The organism is Sphingomonas sp. (genome assembly GCF_031426035.1).
Classification (GTDB): domain Bacteria; phylum Pseudomonadota; class Alphaproteobacteria; order Sphingomonadales; family Sphingomonadaceae; genus Sphingomicrobium.
In genome coordinates this window covers 1-26,331 of the sequence record NZ_JANPKO010000111.1, presented here as the reverse complement: position 1 = coordinate 26,331, position 26,331 = coordinate 1, and the positions used below count along the sequence as shown (strand labels likewise).

General features: G+C 69.6%; 29 protein-coding genes and 1 tRNA gene. 23 read left to right on the top strand and 7 right to left on the bottom strand.

Annotated elements, in window-relative coordinates:
• From RMP08_RS08265 to RMP08_RS08220, 10 genes are all read left to right on the top strand, one after another.
• On the top strand, positions 1 to 377 hold a 377-nt coding region (locus RMP08_RS08265), incomplete at its 5' end, for a Maf family protein (RefSeq protein ID WP_310468517.1).
• Positions 374 to 1,198: a shikimate dehydrogenase gene (locus tag RMP08_RS08260; RefSeq protein WP_310468516.1), complete on the top strand. Its 825-nt coding sequence runs from the start codon at positions 374 to 376 to the stop codon at positions 1,196 to 1,198. The genes RMP08_RS08265 and RMP08_RS08260, both read left to right, overlap by 4 nt.
• Positions 1,195 to 1,788, top strand: coding sequence for a dephospho-CoA kinase (coaE, locus tag RMP08_RS08255; protein ID WP_310468515.1), 594 nt, complete (start codon positions 1,195 to 1,197; stop codon positions 1,786 to 1,788). The genes RMP08_RS08260 and coaE overlap by 4 nt, the downstream gene beginning before the upstream one ends.
• A 7-nt stretch (positions 1,789 to 1,795) precedes the next feature.
• Positions 1,796 to 2,494 carry a DNA polymerase III subunit epsilon gene (dnaQ, locus tag RMP08_RS08250; RefSeq protein WP_310468514.1) on the top strand — a complete coding sequence of 233 codons (699 nt, stop codon included), beginning with the start codon at positions 1,796 to 1,798 and terminating at the stop codon, positions 2,492 to 2,494.
• 56 nt (positions 2,495 to 2,550) lie between these two features.
• Positions 2,551 to 3,120: a ribosome hibernation-promoting factor, HPF/YfiA family gene (hpf, locus tag RMP08_RS08245; RefSeq protein WP_310468513.1), complete on the top strand. Its 570-nt coding sequence runs from the start codon at positions 2,551 to 2,553 to the stop codon at positions 3,118 to 3,120.
• A gap of 74 nt (positions 3,121 to 3,194) precedes the next feature.
• Complete coding sequence (locus RMP08_RS08240; protein ID WP_310468512.1) at positions 3,195 to 3,659, top strand: PTS sugar transporter subunit IIA; 465 nt, start codon at positions 3,195 to 3,197, stop codon at positions 3,657 to 3,659.
• A complete protein-coding gene (locus RMP08_RS08235) occupies positions 3,640 to 4,128 on the top strand; it encodes a PaaI family thioesterase (protein WP_310468511.1) in 489 nt (162 codons plus the stop codon). Before RMP08_RS08240 ends, RMP08_RS08235 begins: the two co-directional genes overlap by 20 nt.
• Positions 4,125 to 4,469: a DUF1491 family protein gene (locus RMP08_RS08230; protein ID WP_310468510.1), complete on the top strand. Its 345-nt coding sequence runs from the start codon at positions 4,125 to 4,127 to the stop codon at positions 4,467 to 4,469. Before RMP08_RS08235 ends, RMP08_RS08230 begins: the two co-directional genes overlap by 4 nt.
• A 177-nt stretch (positions 4,470 to 4,646) precedes the next feature.
• Positions 4,647 to 5,327 carry a cell wall hydrolase gene (locus RMP08_RS08225; protein WP_310468509.1) on the top strand — a complete coding sequence of 227 codons (681 nt, stop codon included), beginning with the start codon at positions 4,647 to 4,649 and terminating at the stop codon, positions 5,325 to 5,327.
• A gap of 70 nt (positions 5,328 to 5,397) precedes the next feature.
• Positions 5,398 to 5,883 (top strand): MmcB family DNA repair protein, encoded by a 486-nt coding sequence (locus RMP08_RS08220; RefSeq protein WP_310468508.1) that lies wholly within the window; start codon positions 5,398 to 5,400, stop codon positions 5,881 to 5,883.
• A gap of 13 nt (positions 5,884 to 5,896) precedes the next feature.
• Here the strand turns inward: RMP08_RS08220 and RMP08_RS08215 are convergent, their stop codons facing one another.
• Positions 5,897 to 6,490 carry an ankyrin repeat domain-containing protein gene (locus tag RMP08_RS08215; RefSeq protein WP_310468507.1) on the bottom strand — a complete coding sequence of 198 codons (594 nt, stop codon included), beginning with the start codon at positions 6,488 to 6,490 and terminating at the stop codon, positions 5,897 to 5,899.
• A 65-nt stretch (positions 6,491 to 6,555) separates the two neighbouring features.
• On the opposite strand from RMP08_RS08215, the gene RMP08_RS08210 reads away from it, so the two are divergent.
• Both RMP08_RS08210 and RMP08_RS08205 read left to right on the top strand, forming a co-directional pair.
• On the top strand, positions 6,556 to 7,005 hold the full coding sequence (locus RMP08_RS08210) for a YcgN family cysteine cluster protein (protein WP_310468506.1): 450 nt from the start codon (positions 6,556 to 6,558) through the stop codon (positions 7,003 to 7,005).
• Positions 6,983 to 7,702 carry a YgjP-like metallopeptidase domain-containing protein gene (locus tag RMP08_RS08205; protein ID WP_310468505.1) on the top strand — a complete coding sequence of 240 codons (720 nt, stop codon included), beginning with the start codon at positions 6,983 to 6,985 and terminating at the stop codon, positions 7,700 to 7,702. Before RMP08_RS08210 ends, RMP08_RS08205 begins: the two co-directional genes overlap by 23 nt.
• Here the strand turns inward: RMP08_RS08205 and RMP08_RS08200 are convergent.
• Positions 7,652 to 9,766, bottom strand: coding sequence for a PBP1A family penicillin-binding protein (locus RMP08_RS08200; RefSeq protein WP_310468504.1), 2,115 nt, complete (start codon positions 9,764 to 9,766; stop codon positions 7,652 to 7,654). The two genes, RMP08_RS08205 and RMP08_RS08200, sit on opposite strands and share 51 nt — an antisense overlap.
• Positions 9,767 to 9,888: 122 nt before the next feature.
• On the opposite strand from RMP08_RS08200, the gene RMP08_RS08195 reads away from it, so the two are divergent.
• The 4 genes from RMP08_RS08195 to RMP08_RS08180 all read left to right on the top strand — a co-directional run bounded on the left by RMP08_RS08195 (position 9,889) and on the right by RMP08_RS08180 (position 14,783).
• Positions 9,889 to 10,401, top strand: coding sequence for a DUF4402 domain-containing protein (locus tag RMP08_RS08195; RefSeq protein WP_310468503.1), 513 nt, complete (start codon positions 9,889 to 9,891; stop codon positions 10,399 to 10,401).
• A 151-nt stretch (positions 10,402 to 10,552) separates the two neighbouring features.
• Positions 10,553 to 11,074 carry a DUF4402 domain-containing protein gene (locus tag RMP08_RS08190; RefSeq protein WP_310468502.1) on the top strand — a complete coding sequence of 174 codons (522 nt, stop codon included), beginning with the start codon at positions 10,553 to 10,555 and terminating at the stop codon, positions 11,072 to 11,074.
• Between the two features lie 172 nt (positions 11,075 to 11,246).
• A complete protein-coding gene (locus RMP08_RS08185) occupies positions 11,247 to 12,092 on the top strand; it encodes a molecular chaperone (RefSeq protein WP_310468501.1) in 846 nt (281 codons plus the stop codon).
• 24 nt (positions 12,093 to 12,116) lie between these two features.
• On the top strand, positions 12,117 to 14,783 hold the full coding sequence (locus RMP08_RS08180; RefSeq protein WP_310468500.1) for a carboxypeptidase-like regulatory domain-containing protein: 2,667 nt from the start codon (positions 12,117 to 12,119) through the stop codon (positions 14,781 to 14,783).
• A gap of 88 nt (positions 14,784 to 14,871) precedes the next feature.
• Here the strand turns inward: RMP08_RS08180 and RMP08_RS08175 are convergent.
• Positions 14,872 to 14,958: transfer RNA gene (locus tag RMP08_RS08175), tRNA-Leu, on the bottom strand.
• A gap of 177 nt (positions 14,959 to 15,135) precedes the next feature.
• Here RMP08_RS08175 and RMP08_RS08170 point away from each other — a divergent pair.
• Positions 15,136 to 15,351: a hypothetical protein gene (locus RMP08_RS08170; RefSeq protein WP_310468499.1), complete on the top strand. Its 216-nt coding sequence runs from the start codon at positions 15,136 to 15,138 to the stop codon at positions 15,349 to 15,351.
• An 11-nt stretch (positions 15,352 to 15,362) separates the two neighbouring features.
• Here the strand turns inward: RMP08_RS08170 and RMP08_RS08165 are convergent, their stop codons facing one another.
• Positions 15,363 to 16,334, bottom strand: coding sequence for a zinc-ribbon domain-containing protein (locus RMP08_RS08165; RefSeq protein ID WP_310468498.1), 972 nt, complete (start codon positions 16,332 to 16,334; stop codon positions 15,363 to 15,365).
• Between the two features lie 117 nt (positions 16,335 to 16,451).
• Between RMP08_RS08165 and ftsE the strand changes: the two genes are divergently transcribed.
• Genes ftsE through RMP08_RS08145 form a run of 4 tightly spaced genes read left to right on the top strand, consistent with a single transcriptional unit; the run spans position 16,452 to position 19,283 of the window.
• Complete coding sequence (gene ftsE, locus RMP08_RS08160) at positions 16,452 to 17,171, top strand: cell division ATP-binding protein FtsE (RefSeq protein ID WP_310468518.1); 720 nt, start codon at positions 16,452 to 16,454, stop codon at positions 17,169 to 17,171.
• On the top strand, positions 17,168 to 18,046 hold the full coding sequence (locus RMP08_RS08155) for an FtsX-like permease family protein (RefSeq protein WP_310468497.1): 879 nt from the start codon (positions 17,168 to 17,170) through the stop codon (positions 18,044 to 18,046). The genes ftsE and RMP08_RS08155 overlap by 4 nt, the downstream gene beginning before the upstream one ends.
• The gene (locus RMP08_RS08150; protein ID WP_310468496.1) at positions 18,043 to 18,576 is read left to right on the top strand and encodes a YdcF family protein; all 534 of its coding nucleotides are present in this window, start codon (positions 18,043 to 18,045) and stop codon (positions 18,574 to 18,576) included. Before RMP08_RS08155 ends, RMP08_RS08150 begins: the two co-directional genes overlap by 4 nt.
• A 2-nt stretch (positions 18,577 to 18,578) precedes the next feature.
• Positions 18,579 to 19,283, top strand: a complete 705-nt coding sequence (locus RMP08_RS08145) for a 1-acyl-sn-glycerol-3-phosphate acyltransferase (protein WP_310468495.1) — start codon at positions 18,579 to 18,581, stop codon at positions 19,281 to 19,283.
• Here the strand turns inward: RMP08_RS08145 and pheT are convergent.
• Together pheT and pheS are read right to left on the bottom strand one after the other, a co-directional pair.
• Positions 19,260 to 21,623, bottom strand: a complete 2,364-nt coding sequence (gene pheT / locus RMP08_RS08140) for a phenylalanine--tRNA ligase subunit beta (RefSeq protein ID WP_310468494.1) — start codon at positions 21,621 to 21,623, stop codon at positions 19,260 to 19,262. The two genes, RMP08_RS08145 and pheT, sit on opposite strands and share 24 nt — an antisense overlap.
• Positions 21,620 to 22,678 (bottom strand): phenylalanine--tRNA ligase subunit alpha, encoded by a 1,059-nt coding sequence (gene pheS / locus RMP08_RS08135; RefSeq protein WP_310468493.1) that lies wholly within the window; start codon positions 22,676 to 22,678, stop codon positions 21,620 to 21,622. The genes pheT and pheS overlap by 4 nt, the downstream gene beginning before the upstream one ends.
• 68 nt (positions 22,679 to 22,746) lie before the next feature.
• Here pheS and RMP08_RS08130 point away from each other — a divergent pair, with 68 nt between their 5' ends.
• Entirely contained in the window at positions 22,747 to 23,655 is a 909-nt protein-coding gene (locus tag RMP08_RS08130; protein ID WP_310468492.1) for a DUF5996 family protein, read from the top strand.
• Here the strand turns inward: RMP08_RS08130 and RMP08_RS08125 are convergent.
• On the bottom strand, positions 23,652 to 25,076 hold the full coding sequence (locus RMP08_RS08125; protein WP_310468491.1) for a short-chain fatty acyl-CoA regulator family protein: 1,425 nt from the start codon (positions 25,074 to 25,076) through the stop codon (positions 23,652 to 23,654). The genes RMP08_RS08130 and RMP08_RS08125 overlap by 4 nt on opposite strands.
• Positions 25,077 to 25,206: 130 nt before the next feature.
• Between RMP08_RS08125 and aceA the strand changes: the two genes are divergently transcribed.
• Positions 25,207 to 26,331, top strand: a 1,125-nt coding sequence (gene aceA, locus RMP08_RS08120; protein ID WP_310468490.1) for an isocitrate lyase, incomplete at its 3' end; no start/stop codon positions are given.

Genomic DNA, 26,331 nt, shown 5'->3' with positions numbered 1-26,331 from the left:
GCGACAGCGTCGTTACCGTCGATGGACGGACGTTCGACAAGCCCGCGAGCTGCGCGGAAGCGGCCGAGCACCTGCGCTTCTTTTCGGGCAAGCCGATGACGCTGACCAGCGCGGTGGCGCTTGCCTGCGATGGCGAGATCGACTGGTCGGTCAGCGATTCGGCGACACTGCATCTGCGCATCCTCAGCGATGAGTTCATCGCCGCCTACCTCGACGCCGAATGGCCGGCGGTTGCGGGCTGCGTCGGGGTGTTCCGCATGGAAGGCCGCGGCGTCACCTTGTTCAGCTCCGTCGAGGGCAGCCACTTCACCATCCTCGGCATGCCGTTGCTGCCCTTGCTCGGCGCGCTCAGGGAACGCGGCGTGCTGCCGTCATGACGGCACCCGGCCGTCCCTATGCCGAAGTCATCGGCGACCCCGTCGAGCACAGCCTGTCGCCGGCGATCCACGGCTTCTGGCTCGAAGCGCTCGGCATCGCCGCCGACTATCGCCGCCGCCGCGTCACCCGCGTCGAATTCCCCGCATACCTCGTCAAAAAGCGCGGCGATCCGCTATGGCGCGGCTCCAACATAACCATGCCGCTCAAGCTCGACGCGGCGATGCTCGCAGACGACGACAGCGACCGCGTGATCGGCATCGGCGCCGCCAATTTGCTCGTCCCCCGCGCCGGCAAGATCGTTGCCGGCAACACCGATGTCGGCGCCGTCGCCTTGCTCGTCGAACGCCTCGCCAAGGCCGGCGCGCGGATGGACAGCATTGTTTTACTTGGCAGCGGCGGCGCGGCGCGCGCGGCGTTGATGGGGCTGCATCTGCTCGGGCTGACCGACGTCCGCATCCAGTCGCGCAACCTCGGCGAGGCGTACAAGCTCGCGGTGCAGTTCAAGCTCGGCGAGGAGCCGCGCGATTTCGATCTGCCACTCGAATGCGCCGGGCTGATCAACGCCACCCCGCTCGGGATGACCGGCCAGCCGCCCTTCACCCTGTCGATCGACGCCATGCCGGCCACCGGCTGGGTCTATGATTTCGTCACCTCGCCCGATCCCACCGCGCTGATCACCCGCGCGGCCGCGCGCGGCATGAAGACGGTGGGCGGGGTCGACATGCTCATCGAGCAGGCCGCGGAAAGCTTCAAACTGCTGTTCGAAAAAGACGCGCCGCGCGACAAGGACGCCGAATTGCGCCACAGGCTCAAGCCATGATCATATTGGCGCTGACCGGCTCGATCGGCATGGGCAAATCGACTGTCGCCGGGATGTTCGCAAAGGCGGGGATTCCGGTGTTCGACGCCGACGCCGTGGTGCGCCAGCTGCAGGGCCCCGGCGGCCCCCTGGTCGAGCGCATCGAGCGCCGCTTTCCCGCCACCACCAAGGATGGCGCGGTCGACCGCGAGGCGCTCGCAGCGGCGGTGCTCGGCGACCCGGAAAAACTCGCCGCGCTGGAAGCGATCGTCCACCCCGCGGTGCACCACGAGCGCACCCGCTTCATCCTCGCCCACGGCGACGCACCGGCCCTGCTGTTCGATATTCCCTTGCTGTTCGAGACCGGCGGCGCGGCGGCGTTCGATCATGTCATCGTCGTCTCCGCCCCCGCCGAGGTGCAGCGTAAGCGCGTGCTCGCGCGGCCCGGCATGACCGCGAAAAAACTCGACGCGATTCTCGAGCGCCAATTGCCCGACGCCGAAAAACGCGCGCGCGCCGATTTCGTGATCGAGACCACAGGCAGCCTGGCCGAGACCGAAGCCCAGGTGACGCATATTCTCGCTTGTCTCGGCCTTGGCGCGGGTGGATAGGGAAAGCGTGCGGGAGATCATCTTCGATACCGAGACCACGGGCCTGAGCCCCGCCGGCGGCGACCGCATGGTCGAGATCGGCTGCGTCGAAATGTTCAACCGGGTCGAGACCGGCCGCCATTTCCATGCTTACTTCAATCCCGAGCGGCCGATGCCGAGCGAGGCCGAGGCAGTCCACGGCCTCAGCAATGTGTTCCTCGCCTCGAAGCCGCGGTTCACCGAGCTGGCCGACGACATCCTCGAGTTCATCGGCGATTCGCCTTTGGTCGCGCACAACGCCAGCTTCGATTTCGGCTTCCTCAACCACGAGCTCGGGCTGTGCGCCCGCCCGCCGGTGTGCACCAGCCGGATGATCTGCACCTTGGTCCTGGCGCGAGGCCGCCACCCCGGCGCCAAGCACAGCCTCGACGCTTTGTGCACGCGGTTCGGCGTCGACCGCTCGCAGCGCGTCAAGCACGGCGCCTTGCTCGACGCGCAATTGCTCGCGCAGGTCTATGTCGAATTGACCGGCGGCCGCCAGATCGGGCTCGGCCTGGTCGCCGATACCGACACCGTTCCGGTCCATGCCGGCGGCGCCGCGGTGATCGCGCGCGAGCCGCGTGTCGCGCGCCCGCACTTCGCGGCAAACGACGAGCTCGAACGGCACCGCGCGTTTATCGCACGGTTGGCCAATCCGCTTTGGGCACGCTTCGCCCCGGCCAGTTGACGCGGGCGAAGGCGCGGCCCTAAGCGCGCCACCAATTAGTTGGAGAGGAGCGCCAAGTGGACGTTCGGGTCGCGGGCCATCAGGTCGACACCGGGGAATCGCTGCGCGAGCATGCCACCGCGCGGATCGAGGCGATCACCGGCAAATTCTTTGCGCGCGCGGTCGCCGCCAACGTCACCTTCGGGCGCGGTCCGCACAACGACTTCACGTGCGACATCGTGGCCCCGGTGGCGCAGGGCATGGTCTTGAAAGCGCACCACCGCGCGGGCGAGGCGTTGCTCGCCTTCAATGGCGCCGCCGACCGCATCGAGACCCAGCTGCGCCGCTACACCAAGCGCTTGAAGGAGCGGAAGAACGAGGAGTCGGTGCCGTTCGTCGAGAACGCCGGCTATACCGTGTTCGCGCCGCCCGCGGACGCCAGCGACAGCGACTCCGCGGCAAGCCCGGTGATCGTCGCCGAGACGCGCGTCGACATTCCCGATTCGACGGTGTCCGACGCGGTCATGCTGATGGACCTGCGCAACACCGGCGCGTTGATGTTCCGCAATTCGGCGACCGGCGCGTTCAACATGATCTACCGCCGCGAGGACGGTAATATCGGCTGGGTCGAGCCGCACGGCCGCTGACCATTCTTTCTCTTTTTCCCGTCCCGGCCGCGAGCGCAGTCATGCCCGCGCCGGCCGTTGAGAGTGCGTACCCAATGCAGCTTTCCGAATTCATCGATTTCGACGCGATCAAGACCGCGCTTCCGGCCGGCAACAAGCGCGTGCTGCTGCAGCAGGCGGTGCAGCTCGCGGCGCAGCGGCTGGGGCTCGATCCGGCGCCGATCCTTGCCAGCGTGATCGAGCGCGAGCGGCTCGGCTCGACCGGGTTCGGGCAGGGCGTCGCGATCCCCCATGGCAAGGTCGAGGGCCTGACCCGCATCTACGGCCTGTTCGTGCGGCTGGCCGAGCCGATCGACTATAAAGCGGTCGACGGCGACAAGGTTGATCTGGTGTTCCTGTTGCTGTCGCCGCCCGATGCCGGGGCCGAGCATTTGAAGGCGCTGGCCGCGATCAGCCGGGTCATCCGCCACGCCCCGACGCTGGAGAAGATGCGCGGCGCGCGCAGCGGCGATGCGCTGGTCGCGGTGCTGCTGGGGGCCGATGAGCGCGACGCCGCCTGATCCCGCCACGCCGCCACCGCCGAGCGGCGCCGAGGCGCATTTCCGCCGGCTCGAGGCGTTGTACCGCTCGGCGCCGATCAACCGCGGCTTTTCGTCCGAGCTGGCAATCGTCGGCCCCGGCCGGTCGGAGATCGTGTTCACCGTCGAGGAAGCGAGCTTCCACGCCGCCGGCGCCGCCCACGGCACGCTCTATTTCAAGATGCTCGACGACGCCGCTTTCTATGCCGCCAACAGCCTGGTCAGCGACCGCTTTCTGCTGACCACCGCGTTCAACCTCCACTTCACCCGCCCGATGCGCGAGGGCGAGGTGCGCGCCGAGGGACGCTGGGTCAGCGGCAAGCGCCGCGTGCTGATCGCCGAGGCGCGCATCATCGATGCCGACGGCGAGGAATGCGCGCGCGGCACCGGCACCTTCGTCCGCTCGCACATCGCACTGTCGGGCCTGCCCGGTTACGCGGCCGGTTCATGAGCGAGCCGCGCCTGGCGGCGGCAATCGAGGCGTCGGCGCTGATGCGGCGGGCGGGCGCCGACGGCGGGTTCGCGACGATCCTCAAGAAAGGCGATCCCGAACGCGGCGCGCTGCTCCTGCAAGTCACCTCGCGCGGCCAGCACATCGCCTTCCTCGAGCGCGCGCTCGGCCCCGACGGTAACTATGCGTGGGGCGCCGCGGGCCCGCCCGAATCATCGAGTTCCGCTGAAATTCGCGATTTCCTCGCGCGGCGGACACGCTTCGACCCGGATATTTGGTTAATTGAACTGGACATCCCGCTACCGGAACGATTCATCGCTGAAACGATCGTTTCGGGTTGACCCCCCACCGCTTGCGGTCGAAACCCGGCGCAACACCAAGAGCGGGGGGCATTTCCCGACCGGCACAGCCGGCGCAAATGCCACGCGAGACGGGGGATCACCCGGGGGCCAGGCGGGGGTAAACGCCGGAGTGAGGCTCATCCGATAGGGCGGTTCACCGCACGATATGCGGTAAAAATGTTGTCATCCTTGCGTTCGATTCTGCTTGTCTGCGCCGCCATCAGCGCGAGCTCGGTCGCTCCCGCCAAGGTCGGCGAGGCGAGCGAGCCGATGGTCGCCATGGCCTCGATCCCGACCGACATGGTTCACCAGCCGATCCTGCCCGACGTCCAGCCGCAGGCGGCCGACCCGCTGGCGCCGGTCGATCCGCTCGCCCCCGTCACGGTTGAGCCCGGCGTCGAGCCGGCCGCTCCCGCGGCGCCCGTTGCAACCGTCAAGCCGAGCGGCGACCTCGCCGCGATGGTCGCCCAGCTGCGCGGCACCGATCCCGGCAGCCGCGAGCTCGAATGCCTCGCCGTCGGGATCTATTTCGAAGCCAAGAGCGAGCCGCTGATCGGCCAGCTGGCGGTCGGCGAAGTGATCGCCAACCGCGCCAATTCCAAGGGCCGCTTCCCGTCGTCTTACTGCGGCGTGCTGTTCCAGCGCAGCCAGTTCAGCTTCATCCGCGGCCGCTCATGGCCGGCGGTGCAGCGCAGCGGCAAGCAATGGTCCACGGCGGTCGCGATCGCCCGCATCGTCGACCAGGACCTCAAGGATTCGGCCGCCGACAACGCCTTGTTCTTCCACGCCAAGCGGGTCTCGCCGCGGTGGCGCCTCAAGCGCGTCGCGTCGATCGGCAACCACATCTTCTACCGCTAGTTCGCGCGGCGATTGAACGAAACAGGCGGGGCCGCTTCCGGGCGGTCCCGCTTTGTTCTATCAATCGTGGATGGACGCCGTCCTCGATTCGCAATGCTTCGCCGATGCGCCGCCGATCGCCGGTGAAGTCGCGCGCGGCGTCACCCGCCTGTTCTGCCGCCAGGACCTGTTCGCGATCTGCGAAGTGCCGCTCGGCAACGGCCGCCGCGCCGACATGATGGCGATCGACCCCCGCGGCGGCCTGACCATCGTCGAGATCAAGGTCGCCAAGGCGGACCTCGTCGGCGACGGCAAATGGACCGACTATCTCGATTATTGCGACCGCTTCTTCTGGGCGGTGCCGGCCGAGCTCGCGCGGATTTGCGAGGGCGAGCGGTTCCTGCCCCAGGCCGCCGGGCTGATCGTCGCCGACCGCTACGACGCCGCGATCGTGCGCGAGGCGGCGCATCGCCCGCTCGCCCCGGCGCGGCGCAAGGCCGAGCTGCTGCGCTTCGCCCGCCGCGCGGCGCGGCGATTGTCGGCGCAGATCGACCCGACGCTCGGGCTCGGCAGCTAGGGTTTCAGCGCCGCTAGAATTTGAGCTTGGCGGTCGCCGCAGGCGTTTTGGCGCTTTCGATCAAGCGCAGCAATTCGGGCATGCGGGTGTCGCGCTTGGCGTAGTCGCGCGCCGAGTAACCGGCCGCGGAATCGGCCTTGTCGGGGTTGGCGCCGCGCTCGAGCAGCTGCCGCACCACCATCGGCTGGCGCTGCTGCACCGCGACGATCAGCGGGGTCTCGCCCATCCGGTTGGCCTTCTCGATCTTGGCCCCGAGGTCCATCAGCCACTGCACCGCGTCGGTATAGCCGATCCGCGCCGCCGCGATCAGCGGCGTGTCGCCGGCGCGGTTGGCGAGGTTGGGATCGGCCTTTTCCTTGAGCAGCCAGGCGGTCCAGCGCGCGTCGCGGCGGGCGATCGCGATCAGCAGCGGGGTGTCGCCCTTGTCGTCGCGGGCATTGATTACCGCGATCGGATTCTCGCGCAGCAATTGGATCGCTTTGTCGCCATCCTCCTCGCGCACCGCCTTGACGAACGCCTCGCCGTCGGGGGTGTCCTGGGCGTGCGCCGGCGCCGCGCCCGTCGCCAGGCCCAGTGCCACCGCCGCCAATAGCCAATCGCGCTTCATCGCTTTGTGCCCCGTTTCGCTTCCGCTTGCGTGCATTCGGTTAGCAGCGCAAGGCTGGCCGTGTCATGAATGATCGTCCGCTGTTCGAGCAACCCTTCTGGGAAAAGCCCCTCGCCGAGCTCGACCGCGGCCAGTGGGAAGCGCTGTGCGACGGCTGCGGGCGGTGCTGCCTGCACAAGCTCGAAGACGAGGATACGGACCTGCTCTACGCCACCAACGTCGCGTGCAAATTGCTCGACCGGCGTAACGGCCAGTGCACCGATTACACCCACCGCAAGAAACTGGTCAGCGATTGCGTCGTGCTCGATGCGCGCAACCTCGGCGCGCTGGAATGGCTGCCGCGCACCTGCGCCTACCGCCTGCGCGCCAAGGGCGAGCCGTTGCCCGACTGGCATTATCTGGTCTCGGGCAGCCGCGAAACAGTCCACGAAGCCGGGCAATCGACGCGCGGCTGGACGGTCAGCGAGGCCGACGCCGGCGACCTGGAAGAGCATGTCGTCGACCGCCCGCTCTGAAGCGCTGGCCTATCACGAGGCGCTGCCGCTGCCGGTCGACATTCGCCCCGTCCGCACCGCGCGGCGGCTGCGCCTGCGGGTCGATCATGCGCGCGGCGTGCTGCGCCTGACCTGCCCGCTGCGCACCAGCCGGCGCAGCGCTTTGGCGTGGGCCGCCGAGCAGCAGGCGTGGGTCGCGACGCAGATCGCCGCGCTGCCGCCGGGCGAGCCGCTCGCGCCCGGGCGCACGATTCCGATCGAAGGCGCCGAAGTGCTGCTGGCGTGGGATGAAGCGGCGCCGCGCGTGCCGTCGCTGGCCGGCGGCGTGCTCAGCTGCGGCGGCCCGCCCGACACTTTTGCCCGCCGCGTCGAGCGCTTCCTCCGCCGCCGCGCGGTCGACACGCTGTCGCGCGAGACCGCCGAGTTCGCCGCGCTCGCCGGGGTTTCCGCGCGCGGCGTCGGGGTGGGGGACGCCGACACGCGCTGGGGCAGCTGCTCGGCGGCCGGGCGCATCCGCTATAGCTGGCGGCTGATCCTCGCCCCGCCGACGGCGCGCCGGTTCGTCGTCGCGCATGAGGTCGCTCACCTCGTCCACCTCAACCACGGCCCGGCGTTCAAGGCGCTCGAAGCGCAATTGTTCGATGGCGACGTCGCCGCCGCGCGCGCTTTACTGCGGCGTCTCGGGCCGCGGCTCAAGCGGGTCGGGCGCGGGGACTGAGCGCGGCGGGAGCCGCGGCTGGGGCGGCACCGGGCGCATCTGGTCCGGGCGCGGTTGTGGCGGCGGGCGCTCGCCACCCGGGCCCAGCGCCTCGTCGAGGAATTGCTGGTCGGGCCCGCGCCCGATGGTCGGCTGCTGGGTCTGCGGATAGCCGGGGTCGCCGGGCTCGATCGGGTTGCCGTCGGCGTCGACCAATGGGCCCAGCGGGTCGTCCTCGGCGGGCAGGCCGAACAATTCTTCCTCCGGCTCCAATTGCCAGTCGGGCATCGGCACCGAGGTCTCGAACTGCTCGACCGGGCGCCGTGCCACCGCGCTGACCATGAAGTCGTGGAACGCGCGCGCCGGCGCGGTGCCGCCCTGCAGCCCGCCGACGGTGCGCGCGTCATCGCGCCCCATCCATACGCCGGCGGTCAGCCCGCTCGAGAAGCCGATGAACCAGCCGTCCTTGTTGGAGCTGGTGGTGCCGGTCTTGCCCGCCACCGGCCGCCCGATCTGCGCCGCGCGGCCGGTCCCGGTGAGCACCGCCGACTGCAGCAAGTCGGTCATCTCGGCGGCGACCCACGGGGCTACCAGCACGCGCTCCTCGGCGCGCTCGTGGCTGTACAATTGGCGCCCGTCGGCGGTGACCACGCGGCGGATCGCATAGGGCGCCACCGCCACCCCGCGGTTGCCGACCGAGGCGAACGCGCGGGTCATGTCGATCAGCCGCACGTCGCTGGTCCCGAGCACCATCGAGGGATAGGTCGAGATCTTGCCGCTGATGCCGAACCGCCGCGCCATGTCGGCGATCGTCCCGAACCCCAGTTGCGCGCCGATCTTGGCCGAAACGGTGTTGATCGAGCGTGAAAAGGCCTCGCGCAGCGAGACCGGGCCAAGGTTGGTGCGGGTCGAGTTGCGCGGCCGCCAGCCGTCGATCGTGACTGGCTCGTCGACAATAGTGTCGGTCGGCTTCATCCCGCTTTCCAGCGCGGCGAGATAGACGAACAGCTTGAACGCCGATCCCGGCTGGCGCTCGGCCTGGGTCGCGCGGTTGTAGATCGACGACACGTAATCGCGCCCGCCGACCATCGCCCGCACCGCGCCGTCGCGGTCGATCGCGACCAATGCTCCCTGCGCGCCCTTGGGGGTGTTGGCGGCGATCGCGCGGTCGGCGGCGGCCTGCATCGGCGCGTCGAGCGTGGTCCACACGTCGATCGGCTCGCCGGTGTCGTCGATCAGCGTATCGAGCTGGGGCAGCGCCCAGTCGGTGAAATAGCGCACGCTGTTGCGCTTTGTGGTCGGCTGAAGGCGAATTTGCGCGGGGTCGACCGCGGCCGCCGCGGCGGCGCTGACGAAGCCGTTGTCGACCATCGATTTCAGCACCACGCCCGAGCGCTGGCGCGCCGCCTCGGCGTCGGCGGTCGGCGAATAGTTCGACGGCGCCTTGACCAGCCCGGCGATGATCGCCGCCTCGCCGAGCGACAATTGGTCGGCGGTGTGGCCGAAGAAGCGCCGCGACGCGGCGTCGATGCCGTAGGCGCCGCCGCCGAAATAGACCCGGTTCAAATAGAGCTCGAGGATCTGGTCCTTGGAGAATTTGCGCTCGAGCGCCAGCGCGAGCACGCCTTCCTTGACCTTGCGCGCGAAGGTCCGGCTGTTGGTCAGGAAGATGTTGCGCGCGAGCTGCTGGGTGATGGTCGATCCGCCCTGGCGCCATTCGCCGGTCGCGAAACGCACCCGCACCGCGCGGGCGACCCCGATCGGGTCGACCCCGATATGGCTGCGGAAGCGCTTGTCCTCGACCGAGATCATCGCCGCGCGCATCTGCGGCGGGATGCGGTCGTACGGCAGCCACTGGCCGAAGCTCGGGCCGAGCGACACCAGCACGGTGCCGTTGGACGAGCGCACGCGGATCATCTGGCCGAGGTCGGAGCGCTTCGCCAACTCGCCGTACGAAGGCAGCGAGGCGAATGCGACGGCGACCGCCACGATCAGCGCGAGCAGGCCGAACAGCGTGCCGTAGAGCAGCACCTGCAGCGCCGTCGCGAACGGTCGGCGGGGGGCGGCGGTGGGGGTGCGGGCCATCACTCGGCCCAGCGATAGGAACAAGCCGGGCCGCCGACAAGTGCGCGCTTGCCGCGCCGCGCGGCGATTGGTTAGCCGGCCGTTAACCCTGTCTTAGCCTGCGCTCCTTAGGCTCGCCCGTCATGACCGTGCGCGATGCCATCCTGATGCTGTGCCTGAGTGCCGCCCCGCTGGCGCCCGCGGCCGCGCAATGCCGCCTGTGCGCGACACCCTCGGTCGAGCGCGCCGGCCCCGGTTCCCCCAACGCGATTCAGCTCGAGATCGAGACCAGCCTCGACTTCGACCGCCTCGTCGTGCTCGCCCCCGGCCAGGGCAGCGCGACCTTGAGTCCAGATGGTTCGCGCACTGTCTCCGGCACGATCGGCGCGATCGGCGGCCGCGCGATGGTCGGCACCGCGATCGTCCGCGGCGAGCCCGGCCGCGCAATTCGCATCGACCTCCCGCGACGCATCGAGCTGTTCTCCATTTCCGGCGGCCGCATCGTGATCGAAGCGGTGGCCAGCGACCTGCCGCCGCTGCCGCGGCTCGATAAAACCGGCGCGCTCGCCTTCCGCTTCGGCGGCCGGCTCGAAGTGTCGGGCGATGCCGAGGGCGACTATCGCGGCGACATCCCGATCACCGTCGACTATCTCTGAATAACCATCCAATCCGGATGAAACTCTAACCGTTTTGTTAACCATCCCCTTGAGGAAAGCCGTAAGCGAGCTGGGTTAATGAGGCCGCTCGGGTGACCGGGCCACGGGTCCAGCAGCCGCTGATATTTTTGGACCAAGTGGGGATGACAACATGACCAAGTTTCTTCGTACGACCGCGGCCGCTGCCGCGCTGCTGCTGACCGCCACCCCGGCGCTGGCGGCGCCGGTTGGCCCGTCGGATCGTAACGCGACCGCCACCGCGCGGATCGTCAAGCCGCTGACCCTGACCTGGGTGCAGGACCTCAACCTCGGCACCGTTCTGCTGAGCGGCGCGGGCGCGTGGGCCGGCGCCGTCGTCAGCATCTCGCGGGCCGGCGCGTTCAGCTGCGCCAACGCCAACGTCGTGTGCTCGGGCGCCAACCAGGTCGCCCGCTACAACGTCACCGGCACCAACAACCAGACCGTGACGATCACCGCTCCGGGCGTGACGCTGGTCAATCAGAACGACAACACCAAGACGCTGCCGATGAGCGTCGATAGCCCCGGCACCGTGGCGCTGTCCAACTCGGGCAACACCGGCGTCGATTTCTCGCTCGGCGGTTCGATCACCGTCGCGTCGACCACCACCGACGGCGTCTATCTCGGCACGTTCAACGTGACCGTCGATTATTGATTGCTGGACGACCAGATAGTGCGGCCCCCGGGCGGCGCGAAGGGAAGGGGTCGCCGGGACTGGCGGCCCCTTCTTTTTGTCCGCTCAACGGGGATGGTTGACCGAAAATAAACCATTCCGGAGCAATGACGGGACGATCGCTCCATTCCGGAGCAACCGAGGATCGTTTGTCATGCCCCGAACCTGGAAAATTCTGGCTCTTGGCGCGCTCGTCGCGGGTGCCGTGGCCGCGTCGCTCGCCGCTCCGCTCGCCCCCGCAGCGGCCTCCGGCGGAATCGGCGACCTACTGGTCGCGCCGACCCGCATCGTGCTCGACGGTCGCAAGGGCGCCGAGATCATCCTCAACAATATCGGCGACGAGCCCGCCACCTACCGCCTGTCGGTCGAGTTCCGCCGCATGACCCCCGACGGCGGGCTGGTCGACGTCGCCGCCCCGACCGCCGAGGACGAGGCTGCGCGCGAGATGATCGTCTACGCCCCGCGCCGCATCACCCTCGCCCCGCGCCAGCCGCAGTCGATCCGCATCGCCGCCCGCCCGCCGCAGGGCCTCGCCGACGGTGAATACCGTGTGCACTTGCTGTTCCGCGCAATTCCCCCCGCGACTCCGGCTGCCGCGCCCGATGCCGCGCCGCAGAAGGGCATCCGCTTCGCTTTGATCCCGGTCTACGGCGTGACCATCCCGGTCATCGTTCGCCTCGGCAATCTCGAGGCCAAGGCCGGCATCGCCAACGTCCGCCTCGACACCAAGGACGGCAAGAAGGTCGTCGCGCTCGACCTCAGCCGCTCGGGCGCGCGCTCGACCTTCGGCGAAGTCCGCGTGCTCAAGCCCGGGGTCAAAAACCCGATCGCAATCCAAAAAGCCGTCGCGGTGTACAAGGAGCTCGACGCGCGGGCTGTCGCGGTGCCGGTCGACGAGGCCTATACCGGCGCACTTACCGGCCCGGTCACCGTCCAATATGTCGAGAATTACGACGACGGCTCGCGCACCCTCGCCGAAACCACCGCGGTCCTGCGCTAGGGCGGGGAAGCGGCGGGAAAGCCCATGGCCACCGGCCTGCTGCGCAAGGCGCTGCTCGCGCTGGGCTGCGCCGGCACCTTCGCCGCGTCGGCCGCGACGCCGCTCGGCGACGGCTGGGCGGCCGACCCCGACGACCAGTTCCTGCTCGATGTGAACCTCCGCCAGCACCGCCTCGGCGACGGGGTGCGCGCCTATGCCACGCCCGGCGGCACGTGCATCGTGTTCGGCGATTTCCTGACCACCCTCGACGTGCCGATGAAGATCGACCTCGCGGCCAAGCGCGCAAGCGGCTGGGCGTTCCGCGAAAACCACCGCATTTCGATTGATGTCAGCGCAAAATCAGTCACTTACGGCACGTCCAGCGAAACCCTGGCGCCCGGCACCGTGCGCGAGACGCCCGAGGGCTGGTGCGTCGACTCCGCCGCGCTCGCGCGCTGGTTCGGGATCGCGGTCAAGCCGCTCACCTCGGGCTCGGCGCTGATCCTCGAATCCGAAGCCAAATTGCCGGTCGAAATGGCGATCGAACGGGAGAAGCGCGCCGCCACGCTCAAGAAAGCAAAATTCGACCTCACCACTTTGCCTCAGGTGCGCCTGCCGTACCGCATGTGGCGCGCGCCGGCGCTCGACTTCGTGGTCAGCGCCGGGGTCACCTACAGCGCCGCGACCGGCACCCGAGTCGATCGCCGCACCTCGGTCTACGCCGCCGGCGAAATTGCTCGCCTGTCATACGATGCCCTGGCACAGACCAACGACAAGGGCGTGCCCAGCGCGCTGCGCCTGCGCGCCTATCGCTCGGATCCCGAGGCCGGCTTACTCGGGCCGCTCCGCGCAACCCATTTCGGGCTCGGCGACGTCGCCGGCCTCGACACCCGCCTCAGCGGCACCTCGACCAGCGGCCGCGGCGCGCTGATCACCAACCGCCCGTTGTTTAATCCGTTGACCTTCGACCGCACCCGCTTCGAGGGCGATCTGCCCGCCGGGTGGGAGGCCGAGCTGTACCGCAATGGCGAGCTGCTCGCCTTCGCCAAGCCGAGCGGCACCCAGCGCTACGTGTTCGACGACGTTCAGCTTCTTTACGGCGAGAATAATATCAGCATCATCCTCTACGGACCCCAGGGCCAGGTGCGCACCCGCGACGAGCTGGTCAACGTCGGCCAGGATAACGTTCCCAAGGGAAAAACCTGGTATTGGGCGGGGTTTAACCAGCCCGGCCGCGACCTCGTCGCCTTCCGCCACTCCCCCGATGCGCTGACCGAGCCCGATGCGCAGGCCGCGGTGTCGCTCGAGCATGGCCTCGACGAGCGCATGTCGGTCGGCCTGCTCGCTCGTGCCATGCTCGTCGACGATGAGCGGCTGACCTTCGTCGAAGGCTCGGTGCGGCGCTCGATCGGGACCGCTTTGGTCGAGGTCGCGGCGGCGCGCGACAGCGGCGGCGGAATTGCCGGCCGCGCCCAGCTGGTCGCCAAGTTCGGCGCGGTCAACGCCAGCGCCGAAGCGCTGGTGGCGCGCGACTTCCACCTGCGCGGGCAGCGCGAGCAGAGCATCCGCGACTATAAATTCGCGCTCGACGCGCCGCTGCGGCTGGGGCGGACGACGCTTCCCGCCCACGCCGATATCCGCCTCTCCGAGCGCGGCGACGGCTCGCGCGCGCTCGAGGCTGCGGCGCGGCTGTCGGCCAACATCGACCGCTTCAACCTCGCCGGCGACCTTCGCTACCGACGCCAGTATCTCGCCCACGGCCCGTCGCCGCCGGGCGAGGTCGAGGCCGGATTGATGGGCGCGGGTCGCGTCGGGCAGGTCCGCCTGCGCGGCGCGCTGAGTGCATTGGTCGCGCCCCAGGCCAGGTTCCGCTACGCCGAATTGAGCGCCTACTGGTCGGCTACCGAGAAAGTCGATTGGGAGGGCGCGCTGGCCTATGACGCGCCGTCGCATCGCGGCCGCGCGCGCATCACGCACGTTCGCCGCTTCGACAGCATGGCGCTGGCGCTGACCGCCGAGGCCGGCACCGACGGATCGCTCGCCGCCGGCATCAACCTCAATTTCTCGCTCGATCCGCGGCGCGGGCTCAATTTGTCGCGGCAACCGCTGGCCGGCGCCGGGGTGGTCCACGCCCGCGTCTACCGCGACCTCAACGACAACGGCCTGCGCGATCCCGCCGAGCCGCTCGAAAAGGGCGCGCTGATCACCACCGGCACGCGCACCACCGAACGCCCGACCGATGTCCATGGCGCGGTGCTGATCGGCGGGCTGCAGACCTTCACCCCGATCACCGTCGGGATCGACCAGACCAGCCTCGCCGATCCGATGCTGACCCCGCGCAACGCGCTGCAGGTGGTCATCCCGCGCCCCGGCGTCCGCGCCGAGGTCGAAATCGGGCTGGTCGGCGCCGGCGACATCGAGGGCATGGTGGTCAAGAGCGGCGGGCTCGGCTTCGAGGGGCTCGACCTCGAGCTGGTCGGCGCCGACGGCAAGGTCGCCGCGCGCGCCACCAGCGATTTCGACGGTTTCTTCCTGTTCGAGCGCGTTCCCTACGGCAAGTACCGCCTGCGCGTCGCGGCCGCTGCAGCCACGGCGCTTGGTGTCGTAGCGGAGCTGACCGCCAATCCCGCGGTCGATGCCGAGAAATCGATCGTCCGCCTCGGGACGCTGGAGGTCAGGCCGTTGCCGCAGGTGGCCGACAGCCAACAATAGTCGTCCCAGACGACTTCTTCCCGCATATGCGACGCATTCGCATCAATCGGACCGGCCTGGGGGTCAGACTCGGTCATTGCAGAGAGAATGGTGCGGTCGAGAAGACTCGAACTTCCACGGCCTTTCGGCCACAGCGACCTCAACGCTGCGCGTCTACCAGTTCCGCCACGACCGCACGTCATGAGATGAGCAAGCGCCCACTGGGGCCGCCGCTTCTGGCACGGCGCGGCCTCTAGCAAAGCGGTCTGCGCCGCGCAATGCCACCACCCCGCTGCCCCGCGCTGCTCCGCGCAGTCCCACTCCGGTACGCGTGGTTAAGACGGTCTTTACCTTTTGTGCCGGCGCGCGTTGAGTGCGGGCGATGGTCCTGCTGCTCGCCCTGGTCGCCGCCACCCCAACTCAGGTCCGCCCCGAGCGGCAGGCGCTGGCCACGGTGCGCATCGTGCGCCCGGCGACCATCGCGCTCGGCCGGCATGCCAGCGAGGATGGCCGAACCGTGGTCGCGCGGGACACCCGGCTCACCACTGGCGACGGCCCGCAGCGCGCCCGCCTGATCGAATTCCCTTAACGCCGGCAGCCTCAGCCGCGCGGCGCGCCCAATGTGACGGTCAGCTCGTCGGCGCCGGCTGGGACGTTGACCTCGGCGCTGTTGAAGGTTGCGCTGGCGCCCGGCTGCAGCCGCCGCGCCGGCGGGGCGATCGTCCAGCTGTAGACCAGGACGCCGGTGCTGCTGCGCAGCTGGGCATAGATCGGCGGCACCGCCTGCTGCTCGCCGGTCGGGTTGGTGACGCGGCCGCTGATCGCCAGCAATTCATTGCCGCTGGCCAGCGTCTGGCGGTCGCTGTGGGTGATGCGCACCTGGAGCGGGGTGTCGGTCAGGCTCGCCAGCCCAAAGCGCTGGCGCCATTCGGCCGGGGCGAAGAACCAGAACGCGACGGCCAGCGCGCCGACGATGACCAGCGCGACCAGCAGCTTGACCGCCAGCCCGCCGCGCGGCTCGGCCGGCTCGCGCTGGCGGAACGGGCTGAAATCATCGTCGAGCGGCGCGGGCTCGTCCCACGCGCTCGGCGGCTCGGGGTCCGCGGCCGGCTCCGTCAGGTGAATGTCGTCGGCCACCGGCGCGGGCTCGTTCCACGGGGTCGGGGTCTCGCTTGCCGGTTCGCCCGGCGGCTCCGCCTCGGCCCGCCACTCAGGCTCGGGTGGCCGGTCGGCGGCGGTATCGACCGGGGCATAGCCGGGCGGCGCGCCATAGGCCGCCTGCCCGAGGTCGCGGGTGATCTCGCCCGGCGCCTCGGCACCCGTCTCGGTCTCGGCACCCGTCTCGGCCTCGGCGCCCGTCCCCGCATAGTCGTCGGTCGCCTCGGCCACAGCCTCTTCGAGCGGCTCGCCCAGCGGGTCGCCGGCGGGCGGATCAGCGTCGTCTGCGCTCGCCTCGGGATCCTGGTGCCAGCCGTGGCGGCACGAGGCGCAGCGGACCTGGCGCCCGCCGGGCGGGATCGCGCCGTCCTTCACCACATATTGCGTTGAGCAGGCTGGGCAGGTCAGGATCATGCGCCGCGAACCCCTCATCCGGATGCTCGTCGGGATAAACAGGAATGCGCGGCCATTGGCAAGGCGGCGCGCCCTGTGCGACAAGCGTTAACTCCGGGGAAAGAAGGGGTCGAAGCGCTGTCCGCGATCGTCGAATTCGATAGCGTGGGCTTGCGCTACGGCACCGGCGCCGAAGTGCTGCGCGACCTCGACTTTCGCTTGGGCCGCGGCGGCTTCTATTTCCTCACCGGCCCGTCGGGCGCGGGCAAGACCTCGCTCCTCAAATTGCTCTACCTCGCCCAGCGCCCGACGCGCGGCCGGATCCGCCTGTTCGACCAGGAACTGACCGGCGCGGCGCGCGATGCGCTGCCCGCCTTCCGCCGCCGCATCGGGGTGGTGTTCCAGGACTTCCGCCTGATCCGGCACTTGTCGGCGTTCGACAATGTCGCCTTGCCGCTGCGCATCGCCGGGCGCCGTGAGGAGGAAATCGACGGCCCCGTGCGCGAGATGCTGGCGTGGGTCGGACTCGCGGACCGGGCCAGCGCGCGCCCGCCGACGCTGTCGGGCGGCGAGCAGCAGCGCGTCGCCATCGCGCGCGCGGTGATCAGCCAGCCCGAACTGCTGGTCGCCGACGAGCCGACCGGCAATGTCGATGCCGAGATGGCGCGCCGCCTGCTCCACCTGTTCACCTCGCTCAACCGGCTCGGCACGACGGTGGTGGTCGCCACCCACGACCTCGGCCTGATCGCCTCCACCCCGGGCGCCGAGATCATCCGGCTGGAGCATGGCGCGCTGACCGATCCGACCGGCACGCTGCGCCATCCGCCGGGCGCGCCGGCGACGGTCAACCGGTCATGATCGCCGGCTGGTTCCCCGCCGGGCAGACCGAGGACAAATTGCTCCCCGGCGGCCGCCTGCGCGGGCCGACTCCATACGTCATCGCGATCATGACCTTTGCGATGATCATCGTCGCCGCCGCCGGGCTTGCCTTGTCGACCACCGCCGGGCTGGTCGCCGACGCCGCCGCCAATCGCCACATCGTGCAAATCCCCGACGGCGACGCGGCGCGCGTCGCTGCCGCGGTGGCGGCCGCGCGCTCGTCCCCCGGAGTCACCGCGGTGCGCCCGGTCCCCGCCGCCGAAACGCGCCGTACGCTCGAGCGTTGGCTCGGCCCGCTCGGCCCCGCCAACGACTTGCCTATCCCCGCCCTGGTCAACCTCGATCTCGCCCCCGGCGCCGATTCCGCCGCGCTCGCCCGCCGTATCGCCGCCGCCGCGCCCGGCGCGCGTCTGGTGTCCGAGCAGGCCACCCTCGGCCCGCTGCTCGGCTCGCTCCGCGCGCTGCAGTGGCTGGCGCTGTCGCTGGTGCTGCTGATGGCCGCGGCGACCTCGGCGGCGGTGATCCTGGCCGCGCGCGGCGCGCTCGATACGCATCGTTCGACAATCGAGGTGATGCACGGCATCGGCGCCACCGACCACCAGCTGGCGCGCCTGTTCCAGCGCAAAATCGCGCTCGATGCGATCACCGGCAGCCTCGCCGGCACCGTCGCCGCCGCGCTCGTGCTGGCGCTGCTCGCGGCCGGCGGCGCCTCGTTCGCCGGCGATCTGTTCGGCGGCCGCGTGCTCGGCCCCGGCGCGATCGCGGTGCTCGCGCTGCTGCCGCTGGCGGCGGTGGCATTGGCGACGGTGGTTGCCCGTACCGCGGTCCTCAAGGCATTGCGCCAGGCGCCATGATCATCCGCTTCGCCTCGCTTGTCCTGGTCGCCTACGCGCTCGGCTTCCTGCTGTTCGCGGTCAGCCTCGAGCGCCCCGCGGCGGCGGTCGGCACTACCGACGCAGCGGTCGTCATCACCGGCGGCAGCGGGCGCATCGAGCATGCCGTCGACGTCATCGCCCAGCGCAAGGCGCGGCGGCTGCTGGTCGCCGGGGCGGACCCGCTGGTGACCAAGCCCGACCTCGTCCGCCGCCTCGGCGGGCGGGAGAAATTGCTGCGCTGCTGCGTCGACCTCGGCAGCGAATCGGTCGACACCCGCTCCAACGCGGAGGAGGCCGAGCGCTGGCTGGCCAAGCACAAATACCGTTCGCTGCGGCTGATCACCAGCGACTGGCACATGCGCCGCGCGCGCTACGAATTCGGCCGTGTGCTGGGCCAGCGCTACACCATCGTCCCCGACGCGGTGCGCAGCGAGCCGCGCTTTTCCACCTTGTTCGGCGAGTATAACAAATACGTCCTGCGCCGCCTTGCCGTCCTGCTCGAGCTGTAGCGGTGCAATATCTGCGCTCCCTGCTGTTCATGGCATTATTCTATCCCGGCACCATGATTTACTCGGCGGCCGGGATCGCCGCCGCTGCGTTCGGCGCCGCTCCCATGCGCCGCGTGGTGCGCGGCTGGGCCGAGTTCCACCATGTCCTGTGCAAGCATGTGCTCGGCATCCGCGTGCAGCCGGTCGGCGACATCCCTCCCGGCGCCAACCTGATCGCGGTCAAGCACCAGTCGATGTTCGAGACGATCGAGATCCTCCGCCTCGCCCGCACGCCCGTCATCGTGATCAAGCGCGAGCTCGCCGATTTGCCGCTGTTCGGCCGCATCACCCGCCTCTACGGCGTGATCCCGGTCGACCGCGAGGCCGGCGCCAAGGCGCTGCGCAACCTGCTCGCCGAAGCTAAAATCGCCGCCGCCAGCGGCCGCCCGGTGGTGATTTTTCCGGAGGGCACCCGCGTCCGCCCCGGAGAAACGCCGGAATTGCGCCCCGGTTTTGCCGGCCTCTACCGCGCGCTCGGGCTGCCGGTGGTCGCGGTGGCGGTCGATAGCGGGCGCCTGTGGGGCCGCGGCGTGCTCAAGCGGCCCGGCACCATCCACTTCGACGCGTCGCCGATCATGCCCCCGGGCCTGCCCCGCGCCGACATCGAAGCCCGCGTCCACGCCGCCATCAACAAACTGGAAAAATTACCCGCGCAGCCGCGCCCCTAATTTCTCCGCCGCCGCGACGATCCGCTTCGAGATGTCGGCGATCTCGGCCTCGGTGAAGCTCTTGTCGCCCGGCTGGAGCGTAACCTCGACCGCCAGGCTCAACCCCTCGCCGCTCTCGAAGCGGTCGAACACCCGCGCCCCGGTAATCGCCACCTTGTCCGCCCCGCGCACCGCGCGCACCAGCGCATCGGCGGTCAGATCGGCCGGCACGAAGAAGGCGAAATCGCGCGTCACCGCCTGTAGCGCGGGCGGAGTGAACGCCGGCCGCGCACGCCCGGTGCTGCGCGGCGCGGGGATCGCATCGAGATAGATTTCCGCCGCCACCGCGCCCGCCGGCGCATCGAGCTCGCGCACCAGCCGCGGATGCAACTCGCCGAACGCCGCGACGATCGTCTTCGGCCCCAGCCCCAGCCGCGCCGAGCGCCCCGGGTGCCAGTCCGCCCCGGCATCGGGGAACGATTGCAAATTGCCTGTCGCCACCCCCGCCGCCTCGAGCAGCGCCAGCGCCTCGGCCTTGGCGTCGAACGCGTCGAACCCCCTGGCCTTGCCGCTCGCCCAACCACGCGCCGTTTTCTCTCCCGCCAGGAGCAGAGTCGCGGTCGGCCGCTCGCCCTCGGCGACATAGCGCCGGCCGATCTCGAACAGCCGCACGCTCGACGCCCCGCGATCGGCATTGCGCCGCGCCGCCGCCGCCAGCCCCGGCAATAGCGACCCGCGCATCACCTTCATTTCCTCGCTGATCGGGTTGGCCAGGCGCCACGCCACGCCGCCCGCCGCCGCGGCTTCGGCCTCGGAAATGAAGCTCCAGTTGATCGCCTCGTCGAGCCCGCGCGCCGCCGCCGTGCGCCGCACCCGCCGCTCGACCAGCTGCGCGCGCGTCGCGGTCGGCCGCGCCACCCCGGCATCGCGCTCGAGCGGCGCCGAGGCGACCTTGTCGTAACCGTGGATGCGCGCGATTTCCTCGACCAGATCGGCCTCGCCGTCGATATCCGGCCGCCACCCCGGCGGCGTCACCCCGTCCGCCGCGACCGTGAACCCAAGCCGCTCGAGGATCGCGTGCTGCTCATTCGTCGGCAGGTCGATCCCCGCCAGCGCCTTGAGCCGCTCGGGGCGCAGCGCGACAGTACGCGGTGCAACGATCTCGCCCCAGTCGGCCGCCTCGGTGATCGTGATCTCGGACGCCTCGCCGCCGCACATTTCGACGATCATCGCGGTCGCCGCTTCGGTCATTTCGCGCAGCAGCGTCGGGTCGACGCCGCGCTCGAAGCGCGCCCGCGCGTCGGTGTTGATCAGGTGCCGCCGCCCGGTGCCGCCGGCGCTGTCGGGGTCGAACCACGCGCACTCGAGCAGCACGTCGCTGGTCGCGTCGGTGACTCCCGTGTCCTCGCCGCCGATCACCCCGCCGAAGCCGAGCACCGCTTTATCGTCGGCGATCACGCAATCGCCGGGGGTCACCGAATAGTCCTTGTCGTTGAGCGCGCGGAACGCCTCGCCGTCGCGGCCCTTCCGCGCGACGATCGCGCCGTTGAGCTTGGCCGCGTCGTAGACGTGGAGCGGCCGCGCCTGGTCGACCGAGAAGAAATTGGTGATGTCGACCAGCGCCGAAATCGGCCTGAGGCCAACCGCCTTCAATCGCCGCTGCAGCCACTCGGGGCTCGCCCCATTGGTAACGCCGCGGATCAAGCGCCCGGCGAACGCGTGGCATCCCGACCCGTCCTCGACCCCGATCGCAACCGGATTAGCGCCCGCCGACGGCACCGTCTTGCGCGCCTCGGGCCTGAGCGTCCCCAGTCCCTTCGCGGCGAGGTCGCGGGCGATCCCGCGCACGCCGAGGCAATCGGGCCGGTTGGGCAGCACCGCGACATCGAACACCGGGTCGTCGAGCCCGGCAAACGCGGAGAAACTCGCCCCGACCGGCGCGTCGGCCGCCAGCTCGATGATCCCGTCATGCTCGTCGCCCAGCTCGAGCTCGCGCACCGAGCACAGCATGCCGTGGCTCTCGACCCCGCGGATTGCGGCGATCTTCAAGGTCATGTCGGACCCCGGCACATACGCCCCCGGCGGCCCGAACACCCCGAGCATCCCCGCCCGTGCATTGGGCGCGCCGCATACAACCTGTACCGGCCCGTCACCGGCATCGACCGACAACACCTGCAACTTGTCCGCCTGCGGGTGCCGCTCGGCGCTCAGCACCTTGGCCACCTTAAACGGCGCCAGCGCCGCCGCGGGGTTGCTGACCTCTTCAACCTCGAGCCCGATCGACGTCAGCGCGTCGGCAATGGTGGCCGCGTCCGCCTCGGTATCGAGATGGTCCTTGAGCCACGAAAGAGTAAATTTCACGCGCCCACTCCCGCGGACAGCGTCGGCACCGAGAGCGCGTTGAACCCGTAATGCTTGAGCCAGCGCAAATCGCCGTCGAAGAAGGCGCGCAAATCGCTCATCCCGTATTTAAGCATCGCCAGCCGGTCGACCCCGGTGCCGAAGGCGAAGCCCTGCCACTGGTCGGGGTCGAGCCCGCAATTGGCGATCACCCGCGGGTGGACCATCCCCGAGCCCAACACCTCCATCCAGTTCTCGCTGCCGCCGATCACCCGCCGGCCATTCTCCCACGACCAGCCGACATGGACGTCGGCCGACGGCTCGGTGAACGGGAAATAGCTCGGGATCATGCGGATCGCGACGTCGTCGCGCTCGAAGAACGCCTTCAGAAAGGTCTCCAGCGTCCATTTCAAATGGCCGAGGTGGATGCCCTTGTCGATCACCAGCCCCTCGATCTGGTGGAACATCGGGGTGTGCGTGGCGTCGCTGTCCGAGCGATAGACCCGCCCCGGCGCAATGATCCGGATCGGCGGCGGCTGTGACGTCATGGCGCGGATCTGCACCGGCGAGGTGTGCGTGCGCAGCACCCGCGGCTCCTCGCCGGGCTCGCGCGGCTCACAATAGAAGGTGTCGTGCATCGCCCGCGCCGGATGGCTTTCGGGCATATTGAGCGCGGTGAAATTATACCATTGCTCCTCGATCTCTGGCCCTTCCGCGACCGCGAACCCAAGGTCGGCGAAAATCTCCGCCAGCTCGTCGAGCACCTGGCTGACCGGGTGGACGCTGCCGCTCGGGCAAACCGGCGCAGGCAGCGACAAATCGAGCCGCTCGGTCGCCAGCCGCCGGTCGAGCTCGGCATTCTCGAGCGCCGCTTTCTTCGCCGCGATCGCCGCGGTCACCGCCTCGCGCAGGCCATGGATCTTCGGCCCCTCCGCCGCGCGCTGCGCCGGATCCATCGCGCCCAATGACTTGAGCATCGCGGTGACCGACCCCGACTTGCCCAGCGCCGCCACGCGCAGCGCGTCGAGCGCCTGGAGGTCGGGCGCGGCGTCGATGCTTTGGATGAGGTCGTCCATCGTCAGCGGCTCTAGCCGCGCTGCACCGCAAAATGCAAAAGGCGACTCGCAGCAGCGAAAGGATCGCCATGCCATCCGACTGGCCCGAGCTCGACCCGGCGCGCGATTCCGCGACCTTCGCGCTGCTCCACCTCGCCAGCCAGATGCTCGGCAAGCTGCGCGTCGCGCACAGCCCGTGGGTCAATCACGGCTGGCATGCGACCCTGCGCCCGACCGCCGCCGGCCTCGCCACTCTGCCCACCGCAGCGCCCGATGGCCGCAGCTTCACTTTGTCCCTAGACCTCTGCCGCCACGGCATCGCGCTCGCCGTCAGCGACGGCAGATCCGAACTGCTCCCCTTCGCCGGCGCCACCGTCGCCGACCTCCACCGCGACCTTATCGCACTGCTCTCTAAGCAGGGCCTCCCGAATTCCTTCCACGCCACACCCAACGAAATCGCCGACGCGATCCCGTTCGCCGACGACCGCGCACCGCGCGCCTATGACCCTGACTCCGGCGCGCGCCTGCTCGCCGCACTCCACCGCGTCGTACCGGTTTTCGACCGTTTCCGCGCGGGCTTCTCGGGCAAGGCCAGCCCGGTGCACTTCTTCTGGGGCAGTTTCGACCTCGCCGTCACCCGCTTCTCCGGCCGCGAAGCCCCGCCGCACCCCGGCGGGGTCCCCGGCCTGCCCGACCGCATCACCCGCGAGGCGTACAGCCACGAAGTGTCGAGCGCGGGCTTCTGGGCCGGCGGCGTGGTCGCCGCCGATCCGATGTTCTACAGCTACGCCTATCCCGAGCCCCCCGGCTTCCGCGACCAGCCCGCCGCCAAGTGGGACAACGACCTCGGCGAGTTCGTGCTGCCCTATGCCGAAGTTCGCGCCGCCCGCGATCCCGAAACCACGCTGAGTAACTTCCTCACTTCGACTTACGAAGCCGCCGCCAAGCTGGCGAAGTGGGACCGTGCAGCCCTCGAGCGCGAGCCGGTCGCGCCCTAGGCCGGAAGGAATGGGTAGGGCGAAATGGTCTTGCGGTTCTCGTGGACCGCCAGCGTGCGCCCGGCCGGCGGGGTGGCGCGATACGCGCACTGCATCCGCGGGCAGATAGCGCACGCCGGGCCGACCGGGGTCGCAGGGGTCAGCGCGAGGTCGAGCCCATCGGCGTAAGCGATCCGCGAGGCATAGCGGATGTCGCATCCGAGCCCGACCGCGAGCAGGCTGTCATCCGAAAGGTCGGGGCGGATCGGCCGCTCGACGGTGCGGCTGATGGTGAAGAAACGCTGCCCATCGGGGGTCTCGATCAGCTGGCGGATGGTCTGGCCGGGGACCTGGAAGGCGGCGTGGAGATGCCACCGCGGGCAGGTCCCGCCAAAATGCGAAAAAGGAAAGCTCTCGCCGGCGTAGCGCTTGGAGATGTTGCCCGCGGGGTCGACGCGCAGCATGAAGAACGGCACCCCGCGCGCCCCGGCTCGGCCGAGCGTGGTCAGGCGGTGCGCGACCTGCTCGATATTGGCGCCGAACTGCCCGCACAGCCGGTCGAGCGCGTAGCGATGCTCCTCGGCGGCGCGCAGGAACTTGCCGTAGGGCAGCATGATCGCGCCCGCGGCGTAGTTGGCGAAACTCATGTGGAGCAGGCGCCGGCTACCGATGTCGGGCGGCCGCGCCATGTCGACCATGCGCTCGATCAGCGGCCCGAACTCGAGCAGCGCCAACTGGTAGGCGAGCCCGAAGGTTCGGTTCTCCGAGCGCAGCAGCGCCGACAGCATCAGCTTGCGCGTCTGCGGGTCGAAATGCTGGCTGGCGTCGGCGAGCATCTCGGGGTCGACCACCCGCGCCTCGACGCCATAGGCTTCCTTGAGCCGGCGGCGCAGCGGCTCGGCCACCGACAGCGGGTCGCCAAGCGCGCCACCGAGCGTCTCGGCGCCGTCCTCGAGTTCCGGAAAATGGTTGCGCTGGGCCTGGATGTAGTCGCGCACCCAGGTCTCGGGCGTGATCAGCACCCGCGGGTCGGCGCCGCCTTCGCCCTCGCCCTCTTCGGCCGGCCGGCGGTGAAGCTCGCGCAGCGCGGTGTACAGCCGCGTCACCCCCTCGGCGACTGCCGGCGAATTGTCGCTGAGCTCGATCAATTCGGCGCGGCTGACCCCCAAGTCGGCGAGCATCGTGTCCGAGAAAATCTCGGCCAGCTGGTCGGCGCCGCCGCTTTCGCCGCCCTCCGCCGCGAATGCCTTGATGTCGAGGTCGAACGCCTCGGCCAGCCGCAGCAATATGCCGACGGTGACCGGCCGCTGGTTCCGTTCGAGGTGGTTCAAGTAAGACGCCGAGATCCCCAGCGCGGTCGCCATCGCGCTCTGGTTGAGCCCGCGATCGCGGCGCAGCCGCTTGAGCCGGGACCCGAGGAAGAGCTTGCGCTGCGCAACCATTGGTAGAGTTGTGAACATTTTTACAGCTAGCACAAGTCTGTTTCTGACAGCTTTGCCTCTTTCGCTGCGACTCTTCGCCCGAAATTGCGTCTGATGCTGCCAACAGCGACTCGCCAGGGGAACAGCGTACATGTCCGACTTCAGCCAAGTGGTTTCAGCGCCTTCGGGCCGGTTCGACGGCATAGAGCGCCCGTACCCCGCGAGCGAAGTGCTGCGGCTGCGCGGCTCGTTCCCGGTCGAGCACACCATCGCCCGCCGCGGCGCTCTCAAATTGTGGGAAATGCTGCAGGGCGACGAGCCGGTCCGGGCGCTCGGCGCGGTCACCGGCAACCAGGCGATGCAGCAGGTCCGCGCCGGCCTCCGCGCCATCTACCTCTCGGGCTGGCAGGCCGCGGCCGACGCCAACACCGCCGGCGCGATGTACCCCGACCAGTCGCTCTACCCCGCCAACACCGGCCCTGAGCTGGCGCGCCGCATCAACCGCACCCTCGCCCGCGCCGACCAGATCGAGCATATGGAAGGCGGCGCCAAGCGCGACTGGTTCGCGCCGATCGTGGCCGACGCCGAGGCCGGCTTCGGCGGCCCGCTGAACTGCTTCGAGATCATGAAGTCGTACATCGAGGCGGGCGTTGCCGGGGTCCATTTCGAGGACCAATTGGCGTCCGAAAAGAAGTGCGGCCATCTGGGTGGCAAGGTCCTCATCCCGACCCAGGCCGCGATCCGCAACCTCGACGCCGCGCGCCTCGCCGCCGATGTGTGCGGCGTGCCGACCGTGCTGGTCGCGCGCACCGACGCCGAAAGTGCCAAATTGATCACCAGCGACGTCGACGAGCGCGACCGCCAGTTCCTCACCGGCGAGCGCACGCCGGAAGGCTTCTTCCGCCTCAAGGACGGAACCGGGCTCGACCATTGCATCGCCCGCGGCCTCGCCTTCGCGCCCCACGCCGATCTGTTGTGGTGGGAAACCAGCCACCCCGACCTCGAAGACGCCCGCGCCTTCGCCGAAGCAGTGCACAAGCAATATCCAGGCAAGCCGCTCGCCTACAATTGCTCGCCCAGCTTCAATTGGGCGGCCAAGCTCGACGCCGAGACCATCGCCAAGTTCCAGCGCGAGCTGGGCGCGATGGGCTACAAGTTCCAGTTCGTCACTTTGGCCGGCTTCCACAGCCTCAACCATGCGATGTTCGAGCTCGCCGGCGGCTACCGCGACCGCGGCATGTCGGCTTATTCCGAGCTGCAGCAGGCCGAGTTCGCC